Source organism: Streptomyces sp. NPDC054932 (genome assembly GCF_053610205.1).
The window spans coordinates 1-25328 of record NZ_JBSGXU010000120.1; the positions used below are offsets into that span (position 1 = coordinate 1).

20 protein-coding genes are annotated in these 25328 nt (G+C 71.3%); 8 read left to right on the top strand and 12 right to left on the bottom strand.

Translation table 11 applies throughout. The annotated features are described in order from the left end of the window. Positions 1-64: 64 nt before the first annotated feature. Complete coding sequence (locus ACWGE1_RS27155) at positions 65-1405, bottom strand: hypothetical protein (protein ID WP_453423091.1); 1341 nt, start codon at positions 1403-1405, stop codon at positions 65-67. Positions 1406-1699: 294 nt separating this feature from the next. Further along, on the bottom strand, positions 1700-3253 hold the full coding sequence (locus ACWGE1_RS27160; RefSeq protein ID WP_453423092.1) for a hypothetical protein: 1554 nt from the start codon (positions 3251-3253) through the stop codon (positions 1700-1702). Positions 3254-3556: 303 nt separating this feature from the next. Here ACWGE1_RS27160 and ACWGE1_RS27165 point away from each other — a divergent pair, with 303 nt between their 5' ends. Then, positions 3557-4807: a cytochrome P450 gene (locus ACWGE1_RS27165; protein ID WP_453423093.1), complete on the top strand. Its 1251-nt coding sequence runs from the start codon at positions 3557-3559 to the stop codon at positions 4805-4807. A 31-nt stretch (positions 4808-4838) separates the two neighbouring features. Here ACWGE1_RS27165 and ACWGE1_RS27170 read toward each other — a convergent pair whose 3' ends face one another. Together ACWGE1_RS27170 and puuE are read right to left on the bottom strand one after the other, a co-directional pair. After that, positions 4839-5720, bottom strand: a complete 882-nt coding sequence (locus ACWGE1_RS27170; RefSeq protein ID WP_453423094.1) for a tetratricopeptide repeat protein — start codon at positions 5718-5720, stop codon at positions 4839-4841. 59 nt (positions 5721-5779) lie between these two features. Next, entirely contained in the window at positions 5780-6706 is a 927-nt protein-coding gene (puuE, locus tag ACWGE1_RS27175) for an allantoinase PuuE (RefSeq protein WP_453423095.1), read from the bottom strand. Positions 6707-6919: 213 nt separating this feature from the next. On the opposite strand from puuE, the gene ACWGE1_RS27180 reads away from it, so the two are divergent. Then, entirely contained in the window at positions 6920-8950 is a 2031-nt protein-coding gene (locus ACWGE1_RS27180) for an ATP-binding SpoIIE family protein phosphatase (RefSeq protein ID WP_453423096.1), read from the top strand. Between the two features lie 90 nt (positions 8951-9040). Here ACWGE1_RS27180 and ACWGE1_RS27185 read toward each other — a convergent pair whose 3' ends face one another. Beyond that, complete coding sequence (locus tag ACWGE1_RS27185; protein WP_453423097.1) at positions 9041-10672, bottom strand: carboxylesterase/lipase family protein; 1632 nt, start codon at positions 10670-10672, stop codon at positions 9041-9043. A 418-nt stretch (positions 10673-11090) separates the two neighbouring features. Here ACWGE1_RS27185 and ACWGE1_RS27190 point away from each other — a divergent pair, with 418 nt between their 5' ends. Genes ACWGE1_RS27190 through ACWGE1_RS27210 form a run of 5 tightly spaced genes read left to right on the top strand, consistent with a single transcriptional unit; the run spans position 11091 to position 15567 of the window. Next, positions 11091-12233 (top strand): ABC transporter substrate-binding protein, encoded by a 1143-nt coding sequence (locus ACWGE1_RS27190; RefSeq protein ID WP_453423098.1) that lies wholly within the window; start codon positions 11091-11093, stop codon positions 12231-12233. Between the two features lies 1 nt (position 12234). After that, positions 12235-13113 (top strand): branched-chain amino acid ABC transporter permease, encoded by an 879-nt coding sequence (locus ACWGE1_RS27195; protein WP_453423099.1) that lies wholly within the window; start codon positions 12235-12237, stop codon positions 13111-13113. Then, positions 13110-14105: a branched-chain amino acid ABC transporter permease gene (locus ACWGE1_RS27200; RefSeq protein ID WP_453423100.1), complete on the top strand. Its 996-nt coding sequence runs from the start codon at positions 13110-13112 to the stop codon at positions 14103-14105. Before ACWGE1_RS27195 ends, ACWGE1_RS27200 begins: the two co-directional genes overlap by 4 nt. Next, positions 14102-14863, top strand: a complete 762-nt coding sequence (locus tag ACWGE1_RS27205; RefSeq protein WP_453423101.1) for an ABC transporter ATP-binding protein — start codon at positions 14102-14104, stop codon at positions 14861-14863. The genes ACWGE1_RS27200 and ACWGE1_RS27205 overlap by 4 nt, the downstream gene beginning before the upstream one ends. Beyond that, complete coding sequence (locus tag ACWGE1_RS27210; RefSeq protein WP_453423102.1) at positions 14860-15567, top strand: ABC transporter ATP-binding protein; 708 nt, start codon at positions 14860-14862, stop codon at positions 15565-15567. Before ACWGE1_RS27205 ends, ACWGE1_RS27210 begins: the two co-directional genes overlap by 4 nt. 212 nt (positions 15568-15779) lie before the next feature. On the opposite strand, the gene ACWGE1_RS27215 is transcribed toward ACWGE1_RS27210, so the two are convergent. Further along, positions 15780-17603, bottom strand: a complete 1824-nt coding sequence (locus tag ACWGE1_RS27215) for an alpha/beta fold hydrolase (protein WP_453423103.1) — start codon at positions 17601-17603, stop codon at positions 15780-15782. Between the two features lie 507 nt (positions 17604-18110). Next, a complete protein-coding gene (locus tag ACWGE1_RS27220; protein ID WP_453423104.1) occupies positions 18111-19814 on the bottom strand; it encodes a SpoIIE family protein phosphatase in 1704 nt (567 codons plus the stop codon). Positions 19815-19925: 111 nt separating this feature from the next. Between ACWGE1_RS27220 and ACWGE1_RS27225 the strand changes: the two genes are divergently transcribed. Further along, positions 19926-21140 carry a hypothetical protein gene (locus ACWGE1_RS27225; protein ID WP_453423105.1) on the top strand — a complete coding sequence of 405 codons (1215 nt, stop codon included), beginning with the start codon at positions 19926-19928 and terminating at the stop codon, positions 21138-21140. A 113-nt stretch (positions 21141-21253) separates the two neighbouring features. Here the strand turns inward: ACWGE1_RS27225 and ACWGE1_RS27230 are convergent, their stop codons facing one another. From ACWGE1_RS27230 to ACWGE1_RS27250, 5 genes are all read right to left on the bottom strand, one after another. Then, a complete protein-coding gene (locus ACWGE1_RS27230; protein ID WP_453423106.1) occupies positions 21254-21916 on the bottom strand; it encodes a methionine ABC transporter permease in 663 nt (220 codons plus the stop codon). Then, positions 21913-22929 (bottom strand): methionine ABC transporter ATP-binding protein, encoded by a 1017-nt coding sequence (locus tag ACWGE1_RS27235; protein WP_453423107.1) that lies wholly within the window; start codon positions 22927-22929, stop codon positions 21913-21915. The genes ACWGE1_RS27230 and ACWGE1_RS27235 overlap by 4 nt, the downstream gene beginning before the upstream one ends. Continuing rightward, positions 22926-23804: a MetQ/NlpA family ABC transporter substrate-binding protein gene (locus tag ACWGE1_RS27240; protein WP_453423108.1), complete on the bottom strand. Its 879-nt coding sequence runs from the start codon at positions 23802-23804 to the stop codon at positions 22926-22928. The genes ACWGE1_RS27235 and ACWGE1_RS27240 overlap by 4 nt, the downstream gene beginning before the upstream one ends. A gap of 156 nt (positions 23805-23960) precedes the next feature. Further along, a complete protein-coding gene (locus tag ACWGE1_RS27245) occupies positions 23961-24857 on the bottom strand; it encodes an ABC transporter permease (RefSeq protein ID WP_453423109.1) in 897 nt (298 codons plus the stop codon). Then, the coding region (locus ACWGE1_RS27250) for an ABC transporter ATP-binding protein (protein ID WP_453423110.1) at positions 24844-25328 on the bottom strand (485 nt) is incomplete at its 5' end. The genes ACWGE1_RS27250 and ACWGE1_RS27245, both read right to left, overlap by 14 nt.

Genomic DNA, 25328 nt, shown 5'->3' on the forward strand with positions numbered 1-25328 from the left:
GCCCCGCCCCCTCTCGGGGGGCGGGGCCGCGGGCGTTGACGTTGGCGATCTCGCAGGGAGAGGGTCAGTCGACGCAGGACGTCACGGGCGCCGGGCTGTAGCGGCAGTTCGTGGGCGAGTTGCGGGCGATCGCGGTGTTCGTGACCGAGGTGATCGCGGTGCTGGTCCAGATGCCGCCGGGGGCGGGCGCGTCGGGCGCGACGTTGAACCGCACCGAGGCGTCGGTCAGTTCGTAGGTGCCGCTCGCGTTGTAGATGCCGGCGCCCCGTGAACCGGTGCCGGAGACCTTGTTGCGGTCGATGGCGGACTTGTTCACGGTCACTGCAGGGGTGTTGATGAGGCTGGCCGTGTAGATCCCGCCGCCTTGCGAGTAGCGCCCGGCGGCCAGGTTGCCGGTGACGTCCGACGCGTTCATGAGCTTCACGATGCCCCCTCGCGCGTTGATTCCGGCCCCCTGACCGGCCTCTCCGATGAGCTTGTTCCCCTTCACCTTGGTGTTGTCCAGGGTGAGCGTTGCGCCGAGCGTGAAGATGCCGCCTCCGCCGTCCTCGACGGCCTGGACGGTCACCGTGTTGCCCTCGATGGTGGAGTTGGTGAAGGTCTTGGTACCTCCGGCGCCGACGTACACCCCGCCGCCGAAGCCCGACCCGAGACCGCCGGTCGCCACGCGGTTGTCGGTGATGGCCGTCCCCGTCACGTTCAGGGTGCCGCTTCCGTCGGAGGCGATGCCGCCGCCGGTGTCGAAGGCGGTGTTGTGCTTGATGCTGCCGCCGTTGATGGTGAGCGTCCCGGAAGAGTGTCCGATGCCGCCGCCGACGCGTGCACGGTTGCTCGTGATGTGCGTGTTGACGAGGGTGACCTGTCCGTCGGTCTGCAGCCCGCCCCCGCCGCTCGCCCCGCCGTCGGTGCGGTTGTCCGAGATGCGGCTGTCGGTCAGGGTTCCCGTGGTGCCGGACAGGAACCTGATGCCACCGCCGAGGTTCGCCGTTCCTCCCTGGAAGGCGACGTTCGTTCCCGCGAAGGTGCTGTTGTTCCTGACCAGCACGGCGGCGCCACCGACGTTGCTGGCGGGCTGCCCGTTCATGACGGTCAGGTCGTTGAGCGTCAGCCTGCCCAGGACGGCCGGGCCGGTACCGACCTCGAACAGCCGGAAGGGAGTGGTGCCGACCCGCTTGATGGTCGCGTGGTGACCGTTGATGGTCACGCCGTTGGTGTTGGTGATGGGCGGGAGGCCGTCGTCTGCTCCCGCGATGTAGGGAGCCGTGACCTCGTAGAGGCAGTAGGGCTCCAGGTCGATGACCGTGTCCACGTTCAGGTTGGCGTTGTTGATCGCGGTGATCAAGGCCGCGGTGTCACACGGCACCGCGACCGCGTGGGCCGGGACCACGGCGGTGGCAGCCGCCACACCGGTCAGGGCAAGGGTGACAAGGGAACTCAATCCCCGGTGACGCGTGCTGCGCCGTTTCATCGTCGTACCTTTCGTGAAGCCAGTGGTGGCGCCCTCCGCGGTGCGGCACGCGGCCTGACGTGAGGACGTCAGGCTCTGCTGCGCTCCTGCACCGAGGACGCCGGGACCCGGGGAAGGGGTAACCGTGTGGGGCGCCGTTCATGCCCCGTACCTCGGCAGGGCCGCGGTCTGTCACACGTCCGGGTCCAGCCGCAGACCCGGACGGCGGGTCGGACGGCCCGTCCGTGGCGGTCAGGAGTCGGTGATCCTCACGAGGCCGCCGACCACGCCGACGTAGGCGGAGCCGTCCCTGCCCAGGGTCACCGGCGCGTAGTGGTTGTTGAACAGGGGGCCGGAACCGACCAGTCGGCTCCACACCCGCTCGCCGGTCCGTACGTCCAACGCCGTGAGGTACCAGGCGTCGGGCATCGCGGCGGTGTCCTTCGGGCCGGCGGACCGCAGCTCGTCGGCGGTCGGGTGCGTGAAGGTGTACAGGAGGCCCGTTGCGAGGGAGACCTTGCTGACGACGCTGGGAACCCGTTCGCTGCTGTCGGACCAGGCGAGGGAACAGGTGCGGGTGGTGTAGTCGACGTGCACCCGGGCGAGGCCCGGCTCGGTGTCGACCTGACGCCCTCCCAGCAGTCCCTTCAGGAGGGCGTGGTCCTCGACGACGTAGCCGTAGTTGTTCTCCACGATGAGGTCACCGCCCACGGCGACGAGGCTGTTCTCGTCGGCGCCCTTGCCCGGGGCGAAGACGGGCTGTTCGCACACCTTCTCGGGCCCGGCCTTCCCGCGCGCCATCACGAGCACCTTCATCCGGGGGTCGGCGTTGTCGGTGATGGCGACGTACCCTCCGTCCGGGCCGGACGCGGGGCCGATGAGCGTGGGAGTGGTACCGCTGCCCCGGCTGAGCTGGCCGGGCTTCTGCCGCGCCCCCCTGTCGTACGGGGCGCGCCAGGTGACGACGGGCCCGCCCCCGGCCCGCGCGTCGAAGCGGTAGAGGGCGTGGTCGCTGACGACGAAGACGCCGCCGGACTCGTCGACCGCGATGCTGTTGGCGATCGTCTCCCCCTGCAACACATGGGTGGAGACCGCGCCGGTGGCCGGATCGAGGACGCCGACCACCCCGCTGCCGGTCACGAACCACATCCTCCCCGACCAGTCGGGGAGGACGGAGACGATGCCGCTGGTGCCGGTCACCGCCTTGAGGTCGTAACGCGCCTCCGTCACGAGGGCGTCGCGCCGGACGGCCACGACCTGGATGGTGCCGTCCTTCGTGGGGACGACGGCCCGGTCGAGCTGGTCGAGGTAGAAGTAGCCGCCTCCGGAGACTTCCGTGGGGCTGGTGCCCGCGGTCCCGGGCAGCGTGAGGGAGGAGATCGCCCCGAGGTCGTGCGGATCGAGCAGCATCAGCCGGGGCGAGCGCCCGGGGGTCATGCAGACGGTGACGATGCGGCCCCTGGAGTCGAAGGTGACCGAACCGCAGAGCCCGCCCTGGAGCCTGCTGCGTACGGTGAGATCGCGGCCGGTGGGGCCGGGCCCTTCGTACGTGTCGCTCTGGTAGGCGTCACCGTGCACGTTGCTGGAGCCGTTGGCGGCCATGAACGGGTGCTGCGGGACCGGGGGTACGGAGACCGGTCGCGGTACGACGGCCCGACCGGTGAACCGGGCGAGACCGGCTCCGCGAGGGTCCCCGGGAATGGACAGGGCGGGCAGGGTGACCGCTCCGGCCGGGGCCGCGGCGGTGAGCGGCGGTAATAGGGCGGCCGCCACCAGGACAGCCAGGGCGCGAAGGAACGTGCGCATGCGTGGGCCTTTCATCCGTTGACCACGTGAGGACGCGGAGGGGCACGAGAGAGGCGAAGGGCACGTACGGATGTTCTTGCACTCGGAGTGCAAGAATGATGATGCGGCAGAGGGCGACGAGCTGTCGAGGGTGCGGACGGACGGGACACGCACGGGCGGGAGTGGCACGGGTGTGACCTGCGGATCCGTAGCCCGGCAGGCGGTCCCCGGGGCCTCCGTGCATGCTGGGGAAAGCCGGGCCCTGTGAGGTGCCGGACCACACCCTCCCACGCCCCGATCCCGCGAGCCGCAAGAGGACACGCCATGAGCCGAGCCATGCTCCGGCAGATCATCGACTACTCCAGCCGCGCCAATCCGTACCCGCTGTACGAGGAGCTGCGCAGGACGCCGGTGTTCCACGACGAGGACGGGCCGTACGTCGTCAGCACCTACCACGAGATACAGAGCCTGCTGCACGATCCGCGCATCAGCTCCGACCCCCGCAATCTGAAGGACCCGATGGGCGACCCGCTGGCGCAGGGCGACGGAGACGAATCGGCCCTGCCCCCGGTCTTCATCAGGCTCGATCCGCCGGACCACGACCGGCTGCGCCGCATCACGAACCGGCCCTTCGGACCGCCGCACTCCCCGCACAAGGTCCACGACATGCGCGGCGAACTCGACGGCATCGTCTCCGACCTCATCGACGGCATCCTCGACGCGGACAACCCGGAACGGATCGACCTGGTCGAGCAGTTCTCCTACCCCTTCCCGGTGACGGTGATCTGCCGGCTGCTGGGTGTGCCGCACGAGGACGAGCCGCGCTTCCACGGCTGGGCCGACACCCTCGCCGCCAGCCTGGACCCCGATCCCGACGCCGACCCCGCGGAGAAGCCCAAGGCCGCGGCCGACGCGCAGATCGAGCTCGGCATGTACCTGGGCGGGCTGATCGAGGAGCGCCGCAAGAAGCCGGGCGACGACATGCTGTCCCAGCTGGTGGCGGTCGACGAGGAACCGGACGGGTCCATGAGCTCGCTGGAGATCATCAGCACCGCGGCGCTGCTGCTGATCGCGGGCCACGAGACCACGGTCAACCTCATCACCAACGGCATGCTGACGCTGCTGCGCCACCCGGACGTACTCGAGCGGCTGCGCGGGGAGCCGGACCTGTCGGTCCCGATCGTCGAGGAACTGCTGCGCTACGAGCCGCCCGTGCAGCTGCTGCCCCGGCGCAGCACGCTCGACGACATCGAGGTGGATGGGGTGACCATCCCCAAGGGCGCCACGGTTTCGCTGATCCTGGCGTCCGGGAACCGCGACCCCAAGCGGTTCGAGAACCCCGACCGCTTCGACCCCGACCGCAAGGACATCCAGCACCTCGGCCTCGGCAGCGGCATCCACAGCTGCTTCGGCGCCCCGCTGGCACGCCTGGAGGCCCAGCTGGCACTGAGCGAACTCGCCCGCCGGCTGGAGAACCCGCGGCTGCTGGAGGACCCGCCCCCGTACCGCCAGAACGCGGTGCTCCGCGGCCCCCGCCACCTGCCGATCGCCTGCGACGGCATCCGCGCGTCCTGAACGGTGAGGGGGCCGAACGTCCGTCAGTCCGTCAGTCCGCCTGTCGGTCGGTCGGGTTCTCGGGGTTCTCGGGAGCCATCCGGGCGAGCAGGGCCCGTGCGTGCTTGATGCGCGGGTGGGCGGGGTGCAGGGTCTGCTCGCAGGCGTGAAGTGCCTGCCGGGCCGTGTCCAGTGCTTCCTCGTGGCGACCCGTGCCGTGCAGAGCGGCGGCCACACCGAGCTCCAGGGCGCCGGTCGTCGAACGCCTGCGGGCCGACGGCATGGGCTCGCGGGCCTGTGCGAGGGCTTCCGCGTGGCGGCCCCGGCCGTTGAGGATTTCCACCAGGACGATATTGAAGGAGGCGCGCCAGCGCCCCTCGGCACGCGCCAGGTTTCCGCGCGCGATCTCCTCCGCCTCCTCGTAGCGTTCCAGTTCACAGAGGGCGTGGGCGAGATTCAGAAGAGTGCAGAGCTCCGTCTCCCACGTCTCGATGGCGTGCGCGATCCGGGTGCTGGCGCGCAGGATGTCCAAGGCTTCTGCTTCCGCCTCGTGCAGCCGCTCCGCGTCCACGAGTACGCTCACACGATTCAACCGGGCATCGAGGAGCAGACTCCGGCTCTGCCAGCTGCCGGCGTCCTGCTTCACCTCTGCGATGAGGGCCTCCAGCTCGGGCAGCACCTCTGCTCCCCGTCCGTGGGCGATCGCCGCCACCACGGCGAGGTAGACGGCCGACCAGCGTGCGGCGGGGCTGCGGTCCCGAGTTCGCCGCGGGTGGACGGCGAAGGCCCTGGCCGCTCTTTCGGCCTCCTCGTACCGGTCTTCCCTGATCAGCGCGCCGATCTCCTCGAGGGCCGTCCTCTGCCGTCGGCCGACGTCCGCCCTGACGAGTCCGCTTGCCCACAGGCGATCCCACACCGCACGTATCAAAGTCACGAAGCGTGAGGCTACGCGGAGAGCCGGTGGGCGGAACGGGCGGGGCGGCAGCGGGGAGTTCAGCCCGGCGGCGGGTGCGTGGCGAGCCAGTGACGCGCGATCCGTTCACGGGTGGTGACCCACGCACCACCCCGCTGCGCGACGTGCCGCAGGAAGCCGTCGAGGGCCCGGATGCGGCCGGGCCGGCCGATGATCCGGCAGTGCATGCCGACGCTCATCATGCGCGGGCGGTCGGCGCCCTCGGCGTGCAGGGTGTCGAAGGTGTCGATGAGGTAGGCGAGCATGTCGTCGGCGGTCGTGAACCCGTGGACCAGCAGGAACTTGAAGTCGTTCGCGTCGAGGCTGTACGGCAGTACGAGTCGCGGTCGGCCGGCGGCCTCGACGTAGAACGGCAGGTCGTCGGAGTAGTCGTCGCAGTCGTAGAGGAAGCCGCCCTCCTCGGCCACCAGCCGCCGTGTGTGCGGGCTCGTCCGACCGGTGTACCAGCCCACGGGCCGGCGGCCGACGAGCCGCTCGATCGTCGAGACCGAGCGCGCGATGTCGGCGCGCTCGGCCTCCTCGGGCACGTGCCGGTAGTCGATCCAGCGCCAGCCGTGGCCGGCCACCTCCCAGCCGGCGGTGGCCATGGCTCGCGCGGCGTCCGGGTTGCGTTCGAGAGCCTGGGCCACGGCGTAGACGGTGAGCGGCGCGTGGTGGGACGCGAGCGTGCGATGGATGCGCCAGAAGCCGGCGCGCGAGCCGTAGGCGAACAGCGACTCGACGTTCAGGTCCCGCCCTCCCGCCACGGGCGGCGAGCCGATCAGCTCGTGAAGGAAGCCCTCGGAGGCGGGGTCGCCCTCGAGCACGTTCTGCTCGCCGCCCTCCTCGTAGTTGAGGACGAGGCTGACGGCGACACGGGCACCGCCGGGCCAGGAGGCAAGCGGCGGCTCGGCGCCGTAACCGACGAGATCGCGCTGATGCTCACGCCCACGCTCATGCTCATGCACGGGCGGCACGTTACTCGCTGGAGCCGCGCGCCCACGGCCTGCTCGCCGGAGGAACCGGCCCCGAGTGCCGGCGCGCCGCTGCCGCCGAGGTCGGACCGACCCTGCGCGGGCCGGTCGCCGGGTCCTTCGCCGGGGACGATACTGAAGGTCACGGCGCGTGGAGGCGACATGCGTGAACCGGAGCATCGTGGCCCGAGGCCGGCCTCGGTGCCCGTGAGTGAAACCGCAGCGGTCGTACTCGACGCCGCGGGCGTGGTCGTCGCCATTTCGGAGCGGGCCGCGACGCTGCTGGAATGCGCGCCGGGACAGACCTGCGCTCCCTTGCTGGGGCTGCTGCCGCCCGCCGGTACGCAGGCGCTGCCGGACGGGCTCCCGGTGACCGCTCCCGCTCCCGCTCGCATTCGTGCAGGGCAGGAGCTTCTCCAGGTCTGCGCGGTGGTCCGGCTCGCGGCTCACGCCCCCGGCGCTCCCGACGCCGCCGCGCACTGGCTCGTCCTGGTCACCCCGGCGCAAACCCCGGCGGAGGCGGTCGGGCCCGACTCGGAGCGACGCCGGAAGGGGCTGGCCCACGCCGCCGCCGCGAGCATCGGGCCCTCCCTGGACGTGACGGACATGGCTCAGGTCCTCGTCAACCTGCTCGTCCCCGATTTCGCCGATCTGGCGACGGTGGACCTCGCCGAGCCGGTGCTGGTGGGCGACGAGCCCCCGCACCTCGACGCCAGTGACGACGTCCGCCTGCGCCGGACCGCTGCCGCACAGAGCCCGGGAGTCTTCGCAGAGGACCTCCTGCCGGTCGGAGAGGCGCTCCCGCCCGTACCGGACACGGAGGTGATGCGCCCGCTCATGGCGGGACGGCCGGTGCTGGTGTCCGACATCGCCGTACTGCGAACGACGCTCGGAGTGAACGCCGAGACCCTGCGGCTGTTCGTCCCGGGCGGGGCACACTCCTCCGTGGCGGTGCCGCTCTACGCCCGGGGCCTGATCCTCGGCTGCGTCACGGTCTGGCGCAGCCAGCTGCCTTCCGCGTTCAACGAGGCGGACGCCGCCCTCCTGCAGGACGTCGCCTCCAGGGCCGCCCTCGGCGTGGACAACGCACGCCGCTACACGAAGGAGCACCGGTCGGCGCTGGCCCTGCAGCGAAGCCTGCTGCCGCACTCCGTCCTGAACACGGCGGCCGCGGACACCGCGGGTGTCTACCAGCCGGCCGGGGGAGGCGTCGGGGTCGGCGGGGACTGGTTCGACGTGATTCCCCTGCCGTCGCTGCGCGTGGCGTTCGTCGTCGGGGACGTCGTCGGCCACGGACTCGAGGCCACCGCCGCCATGGCACGACTGCGGACCGCGGTGCAGACCCTGGCCGACCTCGATCTGGATCCGGGTGAGCTGCTCACGCACCTGGACGACCTGGTGCTCGGATTCTCCAGCGAGCAGATGGCCGGTGAGTCCCGCACGGAGCCCGCGGTGCTCGGAGCGACGTGTCTGTACGCCGTCTACGATCCGGTGGCGAAGCGGTGCGCCGCCGCCACCGCGGGACATCCGCCCCCGGCACTGCTGCCCCCGGAGGAGGAGCCGTACTTCCTGGGCATGGTGCCGGGACCGCCGCTCGGCGTCGGCGGCATGCCCTTCGAGGTGACGGAGATCGGCGTGCAACCCGGCAGCACGCTCGCGTTCTTCACGGACGGACTCGTCGAGCGCCGCGGCGGCGACATCGAGCAGGGGATGGAAAGGCTGAGGAGCTCGCTGGCCGGCGCCGGGCCGAACCGGCCGCTGGGCGAGATCAGCCAGACCTTGTGCGACGAGGTGCTGCCCCACGAGCCCACCGACGACGTCGCCCTGCTGCTCGCACGCACGCACGCCCTCACGTCCGATCAGGTCGCCGAGTGGGAGCTCGAACCCGACCTGTCCCTCGTCGCGCACGCCCGTGAGCTGGTGCTGGGCCGGCTGTCCGACTGGCAGTTGGACGAGCTGGGCTTCGTGACGGAGCTCGTCGTCAGCGAGCTCGTCACGAACGCGATCCGGTACGCGGGCGGCCCGGTGGGGCTCCGGCTGATCCGCGACCGGCTGCTCGTGTGCGAGGTGTCCGACCCCAGCAGTACCCAGCCGCGTCTGCGTCGCGCACGGGACACGGACGAAGGCGGGCGCGGCCTCTTCCTCGTGGCCCAGCTCACCGACCGCTGGGGCTGCCGGTTCACCGGTACCGGGAAGACCATCTGGACGGAGCAGGCGATCGGCGGACCCGCGCTTTAGCGGGGCGCGAGGTGCGGGACGGCCGCGGTGACGGTGTCGAAGTGCATGGGCGGTGACGGAGCGGGAGGCCCTGCCGGGCCGGGGGTGCGGCTACGGCACCGCGGGATGGTGCAGGCGGCGCCAGTACCCGGCGATGTCCTCGGTGGCGGTGGTGACCGAGTCGAGGGTCATCGTCGTGCGGGATTCCCGGCCGTAGCGGTCCCACCGCGGCATGGGGTGCTGGTTGGGGTCGCCGGTGCGGATGAAGGAGATCCAGGACGCGTGCACGGTCGCGGCGAGACCGTCACGGACCCTGGGACCCAGCCCCGCCAGGAACGGCGCGTGCGACCACTTGTCGAAGTTGTTGAACACGAACGGCAGCTCCAGGCAGTGCGCGGCGGCGAGCTGACCGCCGTGCGCGGGCGTCGGGAGGTTGAACTGGTACGCCCAGACCGGACGTCCACGGGCCGCCCGCCGTTCGGCCAGCGCCACGCACGGCATGCGGAACAGGTCGTCGGTGATCAGGTCCATGAGCACGTCCAGCGGCCGGGCACCCGGCCGGGCCTCCTCGTAGGCGGTGTAGGCCTCGGCCGCCCGGCTGCCGAAGGTGTTCCGGGCCCTGGCGAGGACCTGGTCCTTGGTCGCCGCGGCGTACGGCTCGCTGAGGGCGAAGGCGAAGTTCGCCTCCTCCCTGGTCCAGCCGAGCAGCACCTCGATGTCCGCCCCGGCGCCGCTGAGCAGCAGGTCGGCCGGGTTGCGGTCCAGCGTGACCTCGTCCAGCACCGGCAGGAACGGGGTCCCCCAGTACCCCCACTGCCCGGTGCGCCCGAACATCTCGAAGGTGGCGGCGATCAGGCGCGGCCAGGGCACGGCCCGGAGCTCCGCCACGTTCTTGGCCCCGGCGATGTCCAGGAAGACCGCGGTGCGCTGCAGCGACTCGGCGCGGGTGGGGATCTTCAGGCCGAGCGGCGGGCTCTGCAGGATCGCCCGCCGGAACAGCGGGCGGCCCTTGGTCCGGGCGCCGGCCAGCGCCGCGACGGACAGTGCGCCGCCGGACTGTCCGGCGACGGTGATGTTGTCCGGGTCGCCGCCGAAGGCGGCGATGTTGTCCCGTACCCAGTTCAGTGCGGCGAGCTGGTCGGTGAGCCAGAAGTTCCCCCCGGCGCCGTCCTCCCCGAAGTAGAGGAAACCGAGCGGCCCGAGGCGGTAGTTGATGGTCACGACGACGAGGTCGCCGTTCCGGGCGAAGGTCTCGCCGGAGTAGTTCGCCAGCGAGCCGGATCCGGAGATGAAGCCGCCGCCGTGGATCCACACCAGCACCGGCCGCTTGGCGCCACCGGCCCCGGGGGTCCAGACGTTGAGTGTGAGGCAGTCCTCGTCGAAGGGCGGTGAACCGTGCGTTCCGAGCACCTGGTCGCCGCCTTCCCGGTAGGGCTGAGGCGCGCTCGGCCCGAAGGCGGTCGCCTCGCGCGTCCCCTGCCACCCGGGATGGGGCTGAGCCGGCCGCCACCGGAGCGCGCCGACGGGCGGCGCCGCGTAGGGCACGCCCCTGAAGACGGTGAGGCCGCCTTCCGTGCTTCCGTGCAGCCGGCCCGCGGGCGCCTCCACCACGGGCGAGGACGCGGCAGCCGGGCGCGGGGCGGCCTGGGCCGTGCCGGCGCCCGGCAGGCCGGAGAACAGTGCGGCACCGGCCAGCATCCCGCTGTTCCTGAGGATCTTGCGCCGCGATGGATCGTCGGTCATGGTGCTCACTCCCTGACTGATCAAGTGCCGTCGCTCACCGATTCGGCATAGCGTGCTTTTGACGAGGGTCAGTGTTACGACATGCATTCGGCCGGGGTCAAGGGGTGCGGCATCTGCGCCGACCAAAATATCGTGAACTCTTGACGTCCGTCGACAATTCACGATAGACACGTGTCACCTTCGATACCTTGCCGGGCGGCCGACGTGCTCGCCCGGCCGGCGGCTCTCGCTTCGAGCCCATCCGTGCGGCGGCGAAACGCGCATCCCGACCGGCAGCCAGGCCACCCCTGGGAGCCGGACCTCCCTCCTCTGGGACCCCTCAAGGCAGCCCCATCAGCAACATCCGTCCCGTCAGGGCCGGTTGACAACGTTCGGAGTTTCCATGGCAGGTCGATTTCGTCCCGTTGGTCTGATCGCCGTGACGACGGCAGCCCTCTTCCTGACCACGGCATGCGGTGGTGCCAGCCTCGGCAAGGGCGACGGCGACAAGCAGAACGGGCCCGTGAAGATCGGGCTCCTCGTCCCACAGTCGGGGACCTACAAGGCACTGGGCGACGACATGAAGCAGGGCTTCGAGCTCTACGTCAGACAGCACGGCGGCAAACTCGGCGGCCGCGCCGTGGAGATCGTGATCGCGGACGAGGGGGAGACGGCCGACTCGGGCAAGGCGGCGGCCGAGAAGCTGGTCAAGCAGGACCGCGTGCTGGCGGTCAGCGGCGTGGTCAGCTCGGCCACCGTCAACGGGGTCAAGGACCTGTTCGAGAGCAGCAAGGTTCCGCTCGTCGGCTCGAACGCCTCACCCACGACCCTGACCGGGACCAAGTACATCTGGCGCACCTCGTACGTCAACGACGAACCCGGCAAGGCGCTCGGCAAGCACGTGGCCGAGAAGGCCGGCGGCCCGGTCTTCCTGATCGCCGCCGGCTACCAGGCGGGCAAGGACGAGGTGGACGGCTTCAAGTCCACCTTCCTCCCGGCGGGCGGCACGATCGCGGGGGAGGAGGTCTACACGCCGTTCCCGGGGACCAAGAACTTCCAGCCGTACCTCGCGCAGATCGAGCGGTCCGGAGCCAAGGCCGTCTTCTGCTTCTACGCCGGCGGCGCGGCCGTCGACTTCGTCAAGCAGTACCGGGACTTCGGCCTGGCCGGCAGGATCCCGCTCTACGCGCCCGGCTTCCTCACCGAGGGCGGCGTGCTCAAGGGCCAGGGAGAGGCAGCCGAGGGCATCCTCACCGCACTCAACTACAGCGCGGACCTGGACAACGCGGCCAACAAGCAGTTCGCCCCGGCCTACACCTCCGCCCACGGCGCGGCCCCGACCACGTACGCGATGGCGTCATGGGACGCGGCACAGGTCCTCGACCGGGCGATCAAGGCCGCCGGTGACACGGTGACCCCGGAAACGGTCAACGCCGCCATCTCCGGGGTGGGGGACATCGACAGCCCGCGCGGCAGCTGGCGGTTCAACAGCGGCGGCACGCCCATCCAGCCCTGGTACCTGCGCGAGGTCAAGCAGGGGGCCAACACCGTCAGCTCCGAGCTCGGCCGACTGGGCGGCTGACATGTACGGATGGCTGGACGGCAACTTCGTCAGCGTCGTCGACGGCGTCGCCTTCGGACTGCTGCTGTTCACGATCGCGGTCGGCCTCTCCCTGGTCTTCGGCATGATGGACGTGCTCAACCTCGCCCACGGCACGCTCTACCTCGCCGGGGCCTACGTCGCCTACGCCCTGTCCGACGGAAGCCTGTGGGGTCTGCTCCTCGCACTGGCGGCCGGCGTCCTGGTGGGCACGCTGGGCGGAGCGGCGCTGACGTTCCTCACACAGCCACTGGCCCGGCGCGGCCACCTGGACCAGGCCGTGCTGACGCTCGGCATCACCTTCATCGTCGCCGACCTCCTCGCCGCGACCTTCGGCGGCGAGGTGCTGCCCACCGACCCGCCGGCCTCGCTCCGCGGGAGCGTGGACCTCCTCGGCCACGCCTATCCCGTCTACCGGCTCGTGTTCATCGGCGTCGCGGCCGGTCTCGCCGCCGCCGTGTACCTCGTGTTCGAACGCAGCTCGCTCGGAGCACTGGTCCGGGCCACCGTCGCGGACCGGGACATGGTCCGCGCGCTGGGCGTGGACATCCGCAAGGTCCTCTACGGGGTCTTCGCCCTCGGCGCGGCCCTGGCCGTGGTCGGCGGTGTCCTCGGGGCGCCGATCCTGGGTCCCGGCCCGGGCGTCGACGAGACCGTCCTCGTCCTCTCGCTCGTCGTCGTGGTGGTCGGAGGTCTCGGATCCGTGCGCGGCGCGCTCGCCGGCGCACTCCTCATCGGCCAGGTGCAGACCCTCGGGGTGGCGCTGCTTCCCGAGTACGCCCCCTTCCTGCTCTTCGGCACCATGCTGGTCGTCCTCGTCGTCCGCCCGCACGGCCTGGTCCCGTCGGGGGTGCGCGCATGACCCCGTCCGGATCCGGCGGATCTCACGGACCCGCCGAACTGCGGCTGCGGCGGCCTGCCGTGACCGGCGTCGTCCTCGGGCTCGCGGCGGCCCCCTTCGTCCTCGGCCCGTACGCCGTCGGCACCCTCTCGCGGATCCTGGTGTTCGCCCTCCTCGCGATCAGCGTGAACCTGCTCACCGGCCTGACCGGACTGCCGACCCTCGGTCAGTCCGCCTACTTCGGTGTGGGCGCCTACACGGCGGCCATCGTCGCGACGCGGCTCACCGACGTCGGGGCCTTCCAGCTGCTCATCGCCGCCGCGGTCGCCGCGCTGGTCGCCGTGCCCACGGGATGGCTGGCGGTGCGGGCCCGGGGCGTGGTGTTCCTCATGCTGACGCTGGCCATCGGAGAGATCGCCTACAGCGCCGCCGTCAACTGGAAGTCGCTGACCAACGGCACCGACGGGGTGTCCGGCATCCCGCCCGTCGTACCGCTGCCGGGCATGTCCGCGCTGGAGCTCGACGGGCTGGTGTACTTCTACGTCCTGGCCGTGTTCCTGGTGCTCTTCGCGGCCGTCTCCCGTCTGGGCTCGACACCTTTCGCCCTTGCCCTGCGCGGGATCCGCGACAACGAGCGCCGCATGAGCGCGATCGGATACCCCACCGGACGGTACGCCCTGGCCGTCTACTGCGGCGCCGGTGCGCTGGCCGGGGTCGCCGGCGCCCTGTGGGTGTCGGTGCAGCGGTTCGTCTCGCCCGGCGACGCGGGCTTCGAGATCGCCGCCCTGGCCCTGCTGGCCGTCGTCATCGGCGGCTCCGGGTCGATGTGGGGGGCCTGCGCCGGAGCCGCGCTCGTCTGGCTCACCCGTGACTACCTCGGCAACCTCGAGGCCGTCGCGGGACGCGGTCCGCTGTTGCTCGGACTGTTCTTCGTCGTCGCCGTCTACGCCCTGCCCCGCGGGCTGGCCGGCGTACGGCTCCCGCCCAGGCTGACCCGGAAGAGGACGGCGTGACAGAACACGATCTACTGAAACTACGCCAGATATCAAAGCACTTCGGCTCCTTCCGGGCCCTGGACGAGGTCGGTCTCACCGTGCGCCGGGGCGCCCGGCACGCCGTCATCGGCCCGAACGGCGCGGGAAAGTCCACGCTGTTCGGCCTGATCTCGGGAACGCTGGCGGCGACCTCCGGAACCATCCTCGTCGACGGGCAGGACGTGACCCGGCTGCCCGTGCACCGCCGGGTCGGACTCGGTGTCGCCGCGACCTTCCAGCACTCCAGCCTCTTCATGCGGGAGACGGTCCTGGAGAACGTCCTGCTCGCCGGGTTGCGCCCCGCCGGGGCCGGACTGGGCGGCCTGCGGCGGGTGAGCGCCCGGACGGCGGCGATCGCGCAGGCGCGGACGCTGCTCGAACGGGTGGGGCTGCCCACCCGGCACGACGTTTTGGCGGCCGCCCTCTCGCACGGCGAACGGCGGCAGCTGGAGGTCGCCGTCGCCCTGGCCACCGAACCCCGGCTGCTGTTGCTGGACGAGCCGGCCGCCGGGATGTCTCCGGCGGAGACGGCGCGACTCACCGAACTCGTCGCCGCCCTGCCCGCCGAAGTGACGGTCCTGCTCATCGAACACGACCTCGACATGGTCTTCGAGCTCGCCGACACGGTGACGGTCATGCACCTCGGCAGACACCTGAAGACCGGCACCCCGGACGAGGTGCGGGCCTCCGGTGAGGTCCAGAGCGCCTACCTCGGCACGATGGAGGCCGCCTCGTGAAGCCGTTCCTCAGCATCCGTGGCCTGCGCTCCGGCTACGCCGGGGGCGTGGTCCTCGGCGGCGTCGACCTCGACCTCGACGAGGGCGGGATCGTCGCGGTCCTCGGCCGCAACGGGGTCGGGAAGACCACCCTCATCTCGACCGTCATGGGTTTCGTCCGGCCGTACGCAGGCAGCGTCACCCTCGGCGGCCGGGAGATCGCCGGATCCCGTGTCGATGTGATCGCCCGGGCCGGGGTGGGTGTCGTTCCGCAGGGACGCCGCGTCTTCGCGCCGCTGACGGTGGCGGAGCACCTGGCGATCGCCGCGAGGCGTCCGGCCCGGGGCCCGTGGACCAGGGCCCGCGTCCTCGACCTGCTCCCGCGGCTGGGGGAGCGGCTCGGGCACCGTGGCGACGAGCTCTCCGGCGGGGAGCAGCAGATGCTCGCGATCGCCCGCTCCCTGCTGGGGAACCCGCGCCTTCTGCTCCTCGACGAGCCGTCCGACGGCCTCGCCCCCGCGATCGTCTCCCACGTGGGCGAGGTCATCCGCGAGGTGGGTGCGCAGGGCATGTCGGTGGTCCTCGTCGAGCAGAACCTCGGGCTCGCCCTCTCCGTCGCGCAGCACGTGGCGGTCATGCAGAAGGGCAGCATCGTCCACGAGGCATCGTGCGCGGACTTCCGCTCCAGCCCCGAGGAGCGGCGGCGCCTGCTGGGCGTCGACTGACCGGATGTCCCGACCGCCCGTCCCCCCGGAGGTTTGACTCATGACTCGTTCTCCCGATCGGAACCCGTTCTCCGCGCTGGGGGCGGACGGCGGTGCTCGTCGCCACCACACCCACTCGCCGGTCCGGCAGGCCTGCTCGGCGAGCGGGCCGCGGGGCCCGCTCGCCGGCTGCCGAACCGGCTGTGTGAGGTGCGGTGTTCGTTCGTGCCGGATCAGCCGAGGGGCAGTACCAGGTGAGCCGCGGTGTCGTCGGTGGAGGTGATCGTGGTGGTGCTGGTGCCGGTGTGCGCGTCGGAGTAGAGCTTGTCCTTGCTGTTCACGACGAGCATGAGCCGGTGGTTCGCGGCGAGGTCGTATCCGGCGGCCTGGAGCATCCAGGTGGCGCTGCGGTCCTCGCCGGGGGACAGCTCCGGCAGGGTGAGCGGTTCGTGCGTGATGATGCGCGCCGTGTTGTCGGGGCTGACGTCGAACAGGTAGGCCACCAGGGTCGTGGCGGCGGCGGAGCTGCGGACGGTCAGGGTGAGCTCGGGAACACCGCGGATGCGGCGGGCCGCCTGGAGCGGGCCGCTGTTCCAGACGGCGAGGTGCCGGCGGTCGAAGGTGTCGGTGGCGTACTCCTTCGGGTTGCCCTTCCACTCCGCCTGGCCGGTCGTGATGATGTCGTCCACCGCGGTGGCGCCGGTGAGCTGCCCGGCGGTGAACTCCCTCTTCCATCCCGTTTCCGGTGCGGTGGCGAGCCCGCCGTCACGCCGGTCCGTCGCGGCGGCGGTGAGGTACCAGCGTTCGGTGGAGGTGGTGAGATCCGCCCAGGATTCGCCGGTCTCGCGGACGGCCGGTTCGGTGATGACGTTCTTCCCGGTCTCCGGGTCGGTACGGGTCTTGTAGGTGAACATGATCTGACTGGCGACCGCAGGCCATGCGGCGACGCCGTTGTCGGCCCCGAGCACATGGTGGTCGAGCCAGGCGAATGCCTCCTCGACCGGCACGTTCGGCCCGCTGAACGGGATGGTGAGGCCGGCGCCCTCGGGTGCGGCGTGGTCGCCGATCCAGAGGTTGAGCCGCTTGGGCACGGTCAGCCGCTCGAAGTGCCCGATGACCTGGTTGGCCGGGAACAGCGTCTCGTGCCAGGTGTTCGAGAAGAACGTGGGGATGGCGCGGGCGTTGGTCCCGTCGAGGTACGAGGACGGCGACCGCTCCTTGCCCCACTCCACCACACGATCGAGGTTCCGGCCGGCCAGGAAGTCCTCCAGGATCTCCCGGGTGGCCTCGTCGAACTTCCGCTCGATCGGGCCGCCGGTGAACGCGATCAGAGCTTGTACCGCCGCCAGGTGGCGGGTGTCGTTCTGGTAGAGGCTGTCGGCCAGGTCGCCCCATGTGCTGAGGGCGACGACCGCGTCCACGCGGGCCGCCGGGTCGTGCGCCGCGACCAGCTGGCTGATGCCCGACCCGTAGGACTCGCCGAGGAACGCGATCCTGCTCGGGTTGAAGTGCTGCTGGGCGTAGTCGATGACGGTGGAGCCGTCGGCCCAGTCCGAGGGCCCTGCCACGTCGATCGTGCCGCCCGAGGTCCAGGGGGCGTCGAGGTACGAGCCGTTCGGGAGTTCCGTGGTGAGGCCCATGCCACGAGGGGTGTAGGCCAGTACGTGGTACCCGCGCAGTGCCAGCTGGAGGTACGCGTACTCGAACAGGATCCAGCCGAAGGGAGTCCAGCCCGACGGGACGATCACCACGGGGCGGGGCTCCGCGGTGTTGAGCTTGATCGTGTGGGCCGACAGCCGTACGCCGTCGTCGGCGGTGATGCGGGGGAAGCCGATGGTCGCCTTCTGCCGCACCTGCTCCGTCAGCTTCTGGAGTTCAGGGGTGAGCAGCGCCTTCCCGGCCGTGCCGTCCAGCGTGGCGACCAGTGCCTGGGCGGCGTTGACGGCTGCCGGATCGATGGCGGTGGCCGAGCGGTAGATGCCCTGCTGGGCGATCCGGCTCAAGTGCGCTGCGGTGACCGTGCTGATCGTGTTGTCGTCGTCCTGGGGGTGGCTCACGAAGCCGTCCTCTCGAGATCGCCGACCGGGCGTGCGTGCGCCGGGCGGCACGGGCTGACTCTCGTGCCGGGCAACCCCGGCACGTCCTTGCCCCTTCGGCGTGCAGAACCGTGCTCAGGACACGACGGAACAGCGTCGCTTCGGGCACGGAAGGACCGGACATCGACTCGGACAGTCGAGCAGCGGCCGTGGGGGCACGCGCACAGTTCTAGTCCCCCTACATCGCCCCGTAGTGCATATCCGGACATCTCCGTCCTTGACTGCACCGCGCCCGCTTCACCCGCACAGACGGTTTGAACACCCCAAGTCATCCAGGGTCATGACGAACGATCAATGCCGGCCGAGGAGCGACCGGACACGGCCACAAAAGATCATGGATCGATCGACCTGATCCAGCCGCATATGCCCCGCTGAAAGGAGGAGGAGGAGCCCGGCCGGGTGCCTCACCCTCTCGACCGGATGTACCGCGCCGCGTGCAGACCGCTCCGACCGTGCCGGGGAGCTCGGTCAGGGCGCGGGGACCCGCACCGCCAACAGGACCGTGTCGTCCTCCGCCTCCCGCGGGCCCACCGTGTTCAGGAGGGACCGCAGCAGCGCGTGCAGCCGGATGCCCGGCGGAGCCGTGGCGAGGAGCCCGGCGAGCCGGTCGACGTTCTCCTCGATGTCCGCGCCCCGCTCCTCGACCAGCCCGTCGGTGTACAGCAGCAGGGTGCTGCCCGGCGGCAGCGAGCGGCTGCCGCAGGTACGGGGCCCCGGCGGCAGGGCGTGGTGCAACAGCACGTCGTGCTCCGTGAGGCTCTCCACGACGCCGTCCGCGGTGACCAGGAGCGGGGCGGGATGGCCCGCGTTGCTCCACTTCAGGTGCCAGTGGCCGTCGGCCGCCGGACCGATGTGGGCGTGGACGGCGGTACCGCTGGCCGGGAGGTCCAGACGCCGGCAGGCCCGCTCCAGCGCGCAGAGGGCCTCCTCCGGGCCCTCGCCCGGATGGTCGTGATCGGCCTGGCGCAGCATGCTGCGGACCTGTCCCATCAGCGCGGCGGCCCGCATGTCGTGCCCGGTGATGTCGCCGACGGTGAGGGCGAACACCCCCGTGGCGCCCGCGCCCCCCACCCCCGGCAGTGCGTAGGCGTCGTACCAGTCACCACCGACCATGTCGTCCTGCGCGGCGGGCCGGTACAGAGCGGCCAGTTCCAGGCCGGGCAGGTCGGGGAGCTCGGTGAGCATGGCCCGCTGGAGCTGCTGGGCGACGTTGACGCGATCGTCGAGGTGGAGGGCGCGTTCGACCGCCTGGGCGGTGTAACCGGCGAGCGTGGTCAGTACCGCCCGCTCGTCCACGCCGATCTCGTACGGGGTGTCCCACCCCAGCACCAGGGCCCCGAGCGTGCCGTGCGTTCCGCGCAGGGGCAGGCAGGCGGCGGTGCTGAGGTCCGCCGTGTCGAACGCCGGGCCGGCCAGGGGGCCGGAGGAGACGTCGGCCTCCGGCCCGTCGACCACGATCATCCGGTTCTCGCGCACCGCCCGCGCGACCGGCCAGTGCGAACCGAGGGCGATCGGCTCGGGAACCCGCCCGTGCAGCGGACCGCCGTCGACGGGACTCATGACGTGATGGAGCACCCCCCGCCGCACCAGGGCCAGGTCGATGCAGGCCGGCTTGAGGTTCCCGCTGACCAGGTCCCCGACCCGCTGACGCACGTCGGCCAGGCTGCGGGTGTCGGCCAGGTCCTCGGACGCCCGCAGCAGCAGATCGGAACGGTCGAGCAGCGCCTGCGCGCGGATCGCCTCCCGTTCGGCCGCCTGCACCGCGTCCTCCGCCGCTTCGCGGGCCTGGCGCCCCAGCTCGGAGCGCGCCCGCATCCGCATCTGCGCGCTGCACGCGGCGGCCAGGTCCGACAGGTCCTCGACGTCGTCCTCGCTCCAGGTGCGGAGATCGTGGTCCACGACCGCGAGGACGCCCAGGAGCTCGCCGGAACCGCCGACGAGCGGAACACCGGCGAACGCGAAAGCCGCCGTGTCGTCCCCGGCCCGCGGCAGGAATTGGGGCCGCCCGTGCTCCGCGACCCGTCGGCAGCACTCCAGTACACCCGGGTCCGGCTCGGCATCGGTCGGCCAGCGCTCGGGGAGCACCCCTGCGGCCTCGCCCGCCGGGGCCGGCCAGACGAGCCCCAGGGGGACCGCCAGAAGTCGCGTGGCGAGCCGGGCGAACCGATTCAACCGGTTTCCTCTCCAACGATGCCCCTGGGCGGGCCGGGCCACCCACGGGCTGAGCCTGCGGACCGGAGCCCTCCATTCTAGGCTTCCGACGCCTCCGGGTAGCATCCCGGGATGCCGAAGACGATCAAGAAGCTGAGCCCGGAGGCCGGACGGATCGACACCGCGGGCCTGCGCGAGTACCACGCCGACGCCCTCGCGAGGTGCGCGGCCGACACGGGGCAGCCGTGGTGGCGCCGCAGGGCCTGTGTGCAGGCGCTGGCCGGACGGGTGCCGGAGCGGCGCGTGGACGGGCTGATCGCGTGCGTCCGGAACGCCGGTGACGTGGGCGAAGTGCGCATCGCGCTGCTGGGCCTGCTCGCCGACCGCACGGAGCTGCTGCCCTGGCTGCGGCACGAGGACCGGCTCCAGGACACCGCGTACGGCATGGCCGAGGCGGTCCTGGGAGCACGCGGCGCGCTCGGCGACCTGACGGCGGCGGGCGCCCTGGCGACGCTCGCCTTCAGTCCGTGGCGTCACCGGCGGGAGACCGGCGAGGCGGGGCTGGACGCACTGGCCGCACGGCACGGGTTCGAGGTGGTGCTCGCCGAACTCGGCGAGGCCCGTCCCGAGGACCGCTCCACCGGCGTCCGCATGCGGGAGCGTGCAGGCCAGGACGTCACCGGCGCGCTCGCGGACCCCGACCGGGCCGTCGCGTACCGCGCCCAGGCGCTCCTGACCGACCCCGAACGGCTGCGCGGTCACTTCGCGGAGGCGCCGACCGAGGAGGCGAAGGCGTGGGCCGTGTACGCGCTGCACCGGCTGACCGACGACGCCGCCGAGACCCGGAGGCTGTACGAGGAGCTGGGACGGCCCCGCGTCGAGGTGGCCGGCCTGGACGAGGAACTGCGCGCGGCGATCGTCCACGAGTACGGGCAGTGGTGCGAGGAGCGGAGCGATCCGCGGTGGCGGATCGAGGCCGTCTGCACGGAGCCGCCGTCGCCTTCCGACCCGGCCGAGCGGCTGCTGCGGGCCACGGCCGCCCTCACCGCCGCGGGCCTCGCCCCGGAGCCGCCGGTCTCCTGCGGAGAGTACAACCATCAGGGGGACGGTACGTACGACGTGATCCGCTACGGCGCGAGCGACGGCAGGGTGTACATCAGCACCCTCGGCCGGTTCGCCTCCGATGACGACGACAATCCGGACGTGCGCCACGCCCTCGAATCGGCCGGCTTCCGCTGGATCGACCACGCCGTCGGCTCGATCCGGGTCACCGACCTCGGGGTGTACTACTTCGGCAGCCGCGACCCGCTGGACGTCCGGACTCTGCTCTTCTACTGGCAGGACTAGGGGGGCTTGTCGATCCAGGCTTCCAGGGCCTCCAGGGCCACGGCCGGCTCCTGACCGGGGCGGCCGCCGTCCCGCCCGCGGTGGTGGCGGCGGCCCGCCGCGGGCGCGTGGCGTCAGCGGCGGAGCACCTTGCGGGACACCACGTTGCCGAGCAGTTGCGCCGACTGCACGAGTGCGATCAGGACGAGCACCGTCACCACCATCACCGAGGTGTCGAAGCGCAGGTAGCCGTAGGTCATCGCCAGGTTGCCGACGCCTCCGCCGCCGACCGTGCCGGCCACCGCCGAAAAGTCGATCAGCGCGACGAGCATGAAGGTCAGGCCGAGGACCAGAGGTCCGAGCGCCTCCGGGACGAGCACCGTGAGCAGGATCCGCAGCGGGCCCGCTCCCATCGAGCGTGCCGCCTCGATCACCCCGGGCTCGACGGAGAGCAGATTGGACTCCACGATGCGGGCCACGCCGAACGTCGCGACGACCGTCATCGGGAAGATCGCGGCGTTCGTGCCGATCATCGTGCCGACCACCCCGCGCGTGACCGGGGCGAGCGCGACGATCGCGATGATGAACGGGACGGGCCGGATGATGTTGATGAGCATGCCCAGGACCGCGTGCACGAGCCGGTTCGGCAGGACGCCGCCCTTGCGCGTCGCGTACAGGGTGAGGCCGACCGCCAGTCCGCCGACCGTCGACAGCGCCAGGGTGATCAGGACCATGTAGACGGTCTCGCCGGTGGCGTCGAGAACCTTGGGCCAGAACGTGCTCCAGTCGGCCTTCACCGCGCACCCGCTTCCGCGTGGTCGCAGACGGAGAGCCCGGCGACGACGGCCTCGACCGCGGCGGCTTCCCCGCGCAGTTCCAGCGTGACGCTGCCCAGTGGGCGGCCCCGTACCTCCCCGACGCCTCCGTGGACGAAGGTGAAGTCGACGTCGTGGACGCGCAGGAGCCCCGAGAGGCCGTCCAGGGCGGGGCTGCCGTCGACGACGGGCAGCGTGACCAGGCGGCCGGGGTGGCGGGCGCGCAACTGCTCCAGGAGTCCGGGGTCCGGCTCGCTGTGCTGCGCGGAGCGGACGAAGGCGGCAGTGGTCGAGTGGCGGGGCCGGGCGAAGACCTCGTACACCTCGCCGCTCTCGACCACCTTGCCGTCCTCCATGACCGCGACGCGGTCGCACAGGGTCCGTACGACCTCCATCTCGTGGGTGATGAGGAGGATCGTGACGCCCAGCTCACGGTTGACCCGGCGCAGCAGGGCCAGCACCTCGCCGGTGGTCTGCGGGTCGAGGGCGGAGGTGGCCTCGTCGCACAGGAGGACCTTCGGGCGGGTGGCCAGCGCGCGGGCGATGCCGACGCGCTGGCGCTGGCCGCCGGAGAGCTGTTCGGGGTAGCGCTTCCCGTGGCCGGCGAGGCCGACGAAGTCCAGCGTCTCCTCGGCACGGGCCCGGGCCGCCGAGCGGTCCATGCCGGCGAGGCGCAGCGGGTAGAGGACGTTGCCGAGGACGGTGCGCGAGCGGAACAGGTTGAACTGCTGGAAGATCATGCCGATCTCGCGCCGGACGGTGCGCAGCCGGCGCTCGCCGAGGGCCGAGAGGTCGTGCCCGTCCAGCAGGACGCTGCCCGAGGTCGGCTCCTCCAGGCCGTTGACCAGGCGCAGCAGGGTGGATTTGCCCGCCCCGCTGTGGCCGACGACGCCGAAGACGGTGCCCGCCCCGACGGAGAGGCTGACGCCGTCGACGGCGCGCGCTCCGCCGGGGAACTCCTTGGCGACGTCGCGCAGTTCCACGGCGGCGGTCATCGCTTCAGCTGCTTCTGGATACGGGCGACCTCGGCCTGGAGATCGGCAGCGGGCAGCTCGACGTGGTGGGCGGTGCCGTTGCTGGTGCGGCGGACCTCGTCCTGTACGGCCTGGGAGGCGTAGAGCTTGACGATCTTCTGGTAGTCCTCGTTGTCCTTCTGGTTGGCGCGGGAGGCGATGACGTTGAGGTACGGGACGGACTGCGGGGCGGCGGGGTCGTCCTTGAACAGCGCGGTGTCGGCGTCGATCCCGGCGAGCTCGGCCACCCCGTCGTTGATGATCGCGGCGTCGGTGTCCTTCAGGGTCCGCGGGGTCTGCTGGGCGTTGACCGGGGTGAGCTTGACGTGCTTGGGGTTGGCGGTGATGTCGTCGGGGGTGGCGAAGAGCCCGGCGTCCTTCCGCAGTTCGATGATCTTCGCCTGTTCCAGCACCCGGAGGCCGCGCCCCTGGTTCGCGGGGTCGTTGGGCAGGGCGATCTCGGCCTGGTCGGGGAGGTCCGCGAGCTGCTTGTGCTTGCTGGAGTAGAGGCCGAGGGGAACCACGGTGGTCGCGGCGATGGGGGCGATGTCGGTCTTGTTCTCGGTGTTCGACTGCGCGAGGAAGACCAGGTGCTGGAAGGCGTTGAGCTCGATGTCGCCCGCGCTGAGGGCCTTGTTGGGCAGCGAGTAGTCGTCGAACACGACCGTCTCCACGGTGAGGCCCTCCTTCTTGGCCTCTTTGGCGAGGACGTCCCATTCCGGGGAGTCGCCGGAGACGCCCACCCGGATGCGGTGGGCGTCCGTCTCTCCGGCGCCGCAGCCGGACACGAGGAGCGTGAGGGCGGCGGCGGCGGAGGCGGCGAGCAGGGTACGTCGACGCGGCAGTGCAGAAATCATTGTGTGATCCATGTGCAGAGGAAGAGCCAAACAAGGGATGGATGAATCGTAGATCGAATTCACCTTGTAGCCTTCGAATGCGAGGTTCTGTTCATGATTCTGCAATGAATGGAAGGATTTCGGGTGTTGACTCCGAGTTGAGAGCGATCCTCTCGTTCAGCTCTTCGTCAGGAGGCCGCGGCTGCGCAGTACGTAGCGCTCGATGGGGCTGAAGATGAGGAGGTCGATGGCGATGCCGACGACGAGGATCAGGATGATGGCGAGGAATACGCCGGGGAGGTCGATGTTGTTGCGGCCGTTCTCCAGGAGCTGGCCGAGGCCGAGGCCGAGGTCGGGGGAGGAGGCGATGATTTCGGCGGCCATCAGCGAGCGCCAGGAGAAGGCCCAGCCCTGCTTGAGGCCGGCGAGGTAGCCGGGGAGGGCGGCGGGCATGACGATGTGGCGGGCGCCGCGGAGTCCGGTGGCGCCGAGGGTGCGGCCGGCGCGGAGGTGGAGCGGGGGGATCTGGTCGATGCCGGAGACGAGGCCGTTGGCGATGGAGGGGACGGCGCCGAGGAGGATGACGGTGAACATCATGGCGTCGTTGAGGCCGAACCAGAGGACGGCGGGCGGGACCCAGGCGACGGAGGGCAGGGACTGCAGGCCCTGGAGGATGGGGCCGATCGCGGCGCGGACGAATGTGACGCGGGCGACGAGCAGGCCGAGCGGGGTGCCGATGGCCAGGGCGAGGAGGAAGCCGAGCAGGCCGCGGGAGACGGAGGTCCAGATGACCTCCAACAGGGTTCCGCCCACCCACATCTTGCCGAGGCTGTCCCCCACCGCGCTGAGCGGGGGCAGTTTGCTCTCCTCGGTGATCCCGGTCGAGACGAGTACCTGCCAGACGATGAGCACCAGGCTCACGGCCAGGACCGGGGGGAGGACCTTCTTGACGAGGACTTCGCGGACGGGGGTGCGGTGGGTCTGGACGGCGTCGAGGGCGTCGAGCCCCGCTTCCAGGCCGGCCAGGTCGTCATTCTTGCCCGTGGCCTTCGAAGTGGTGTCAGTGCTGGCCATGGCGGCGGATCTCCCCACGCAGGTGTTCAGTGATCTCGAGGGACAGTTCGGCGACGTCCGCGTCCTCGATGCGGCGCGGCTGGGGGATGTCCACGGTCCATTCCCTGGCGATCCGGCCGGGTCGTGAGGAGAGCAGGACGACGCGCTGGGCGAGGCGGACGGCTTCGCGCACGTTGTGGGTGACGAAGAGGACGGAGAGGTTCGTCTCGTCCCAGATGCGGGTGAGTTCGCCGTGCAGGACGTCGCGGGTGATGGCGTCGAGGGCTGCGAAGGGTTCGTCCATCAGGAGGAGCTGGCTGTCCTGGGCGAGGGCGCGGGCCAGGGCGACGCGCTGGCGCATGCCGCCGGAGAGTTCGTGGACGCGTTTGCCGTGGGAGCCGCCGAGGCGGACGAGTTCGAGGAGGCGTTCGGCCTCGGGGCGGCGTTCGGCCTTGGTCACCCCGCGCAGGCGCAGGGCGAGTTCGATGTTCT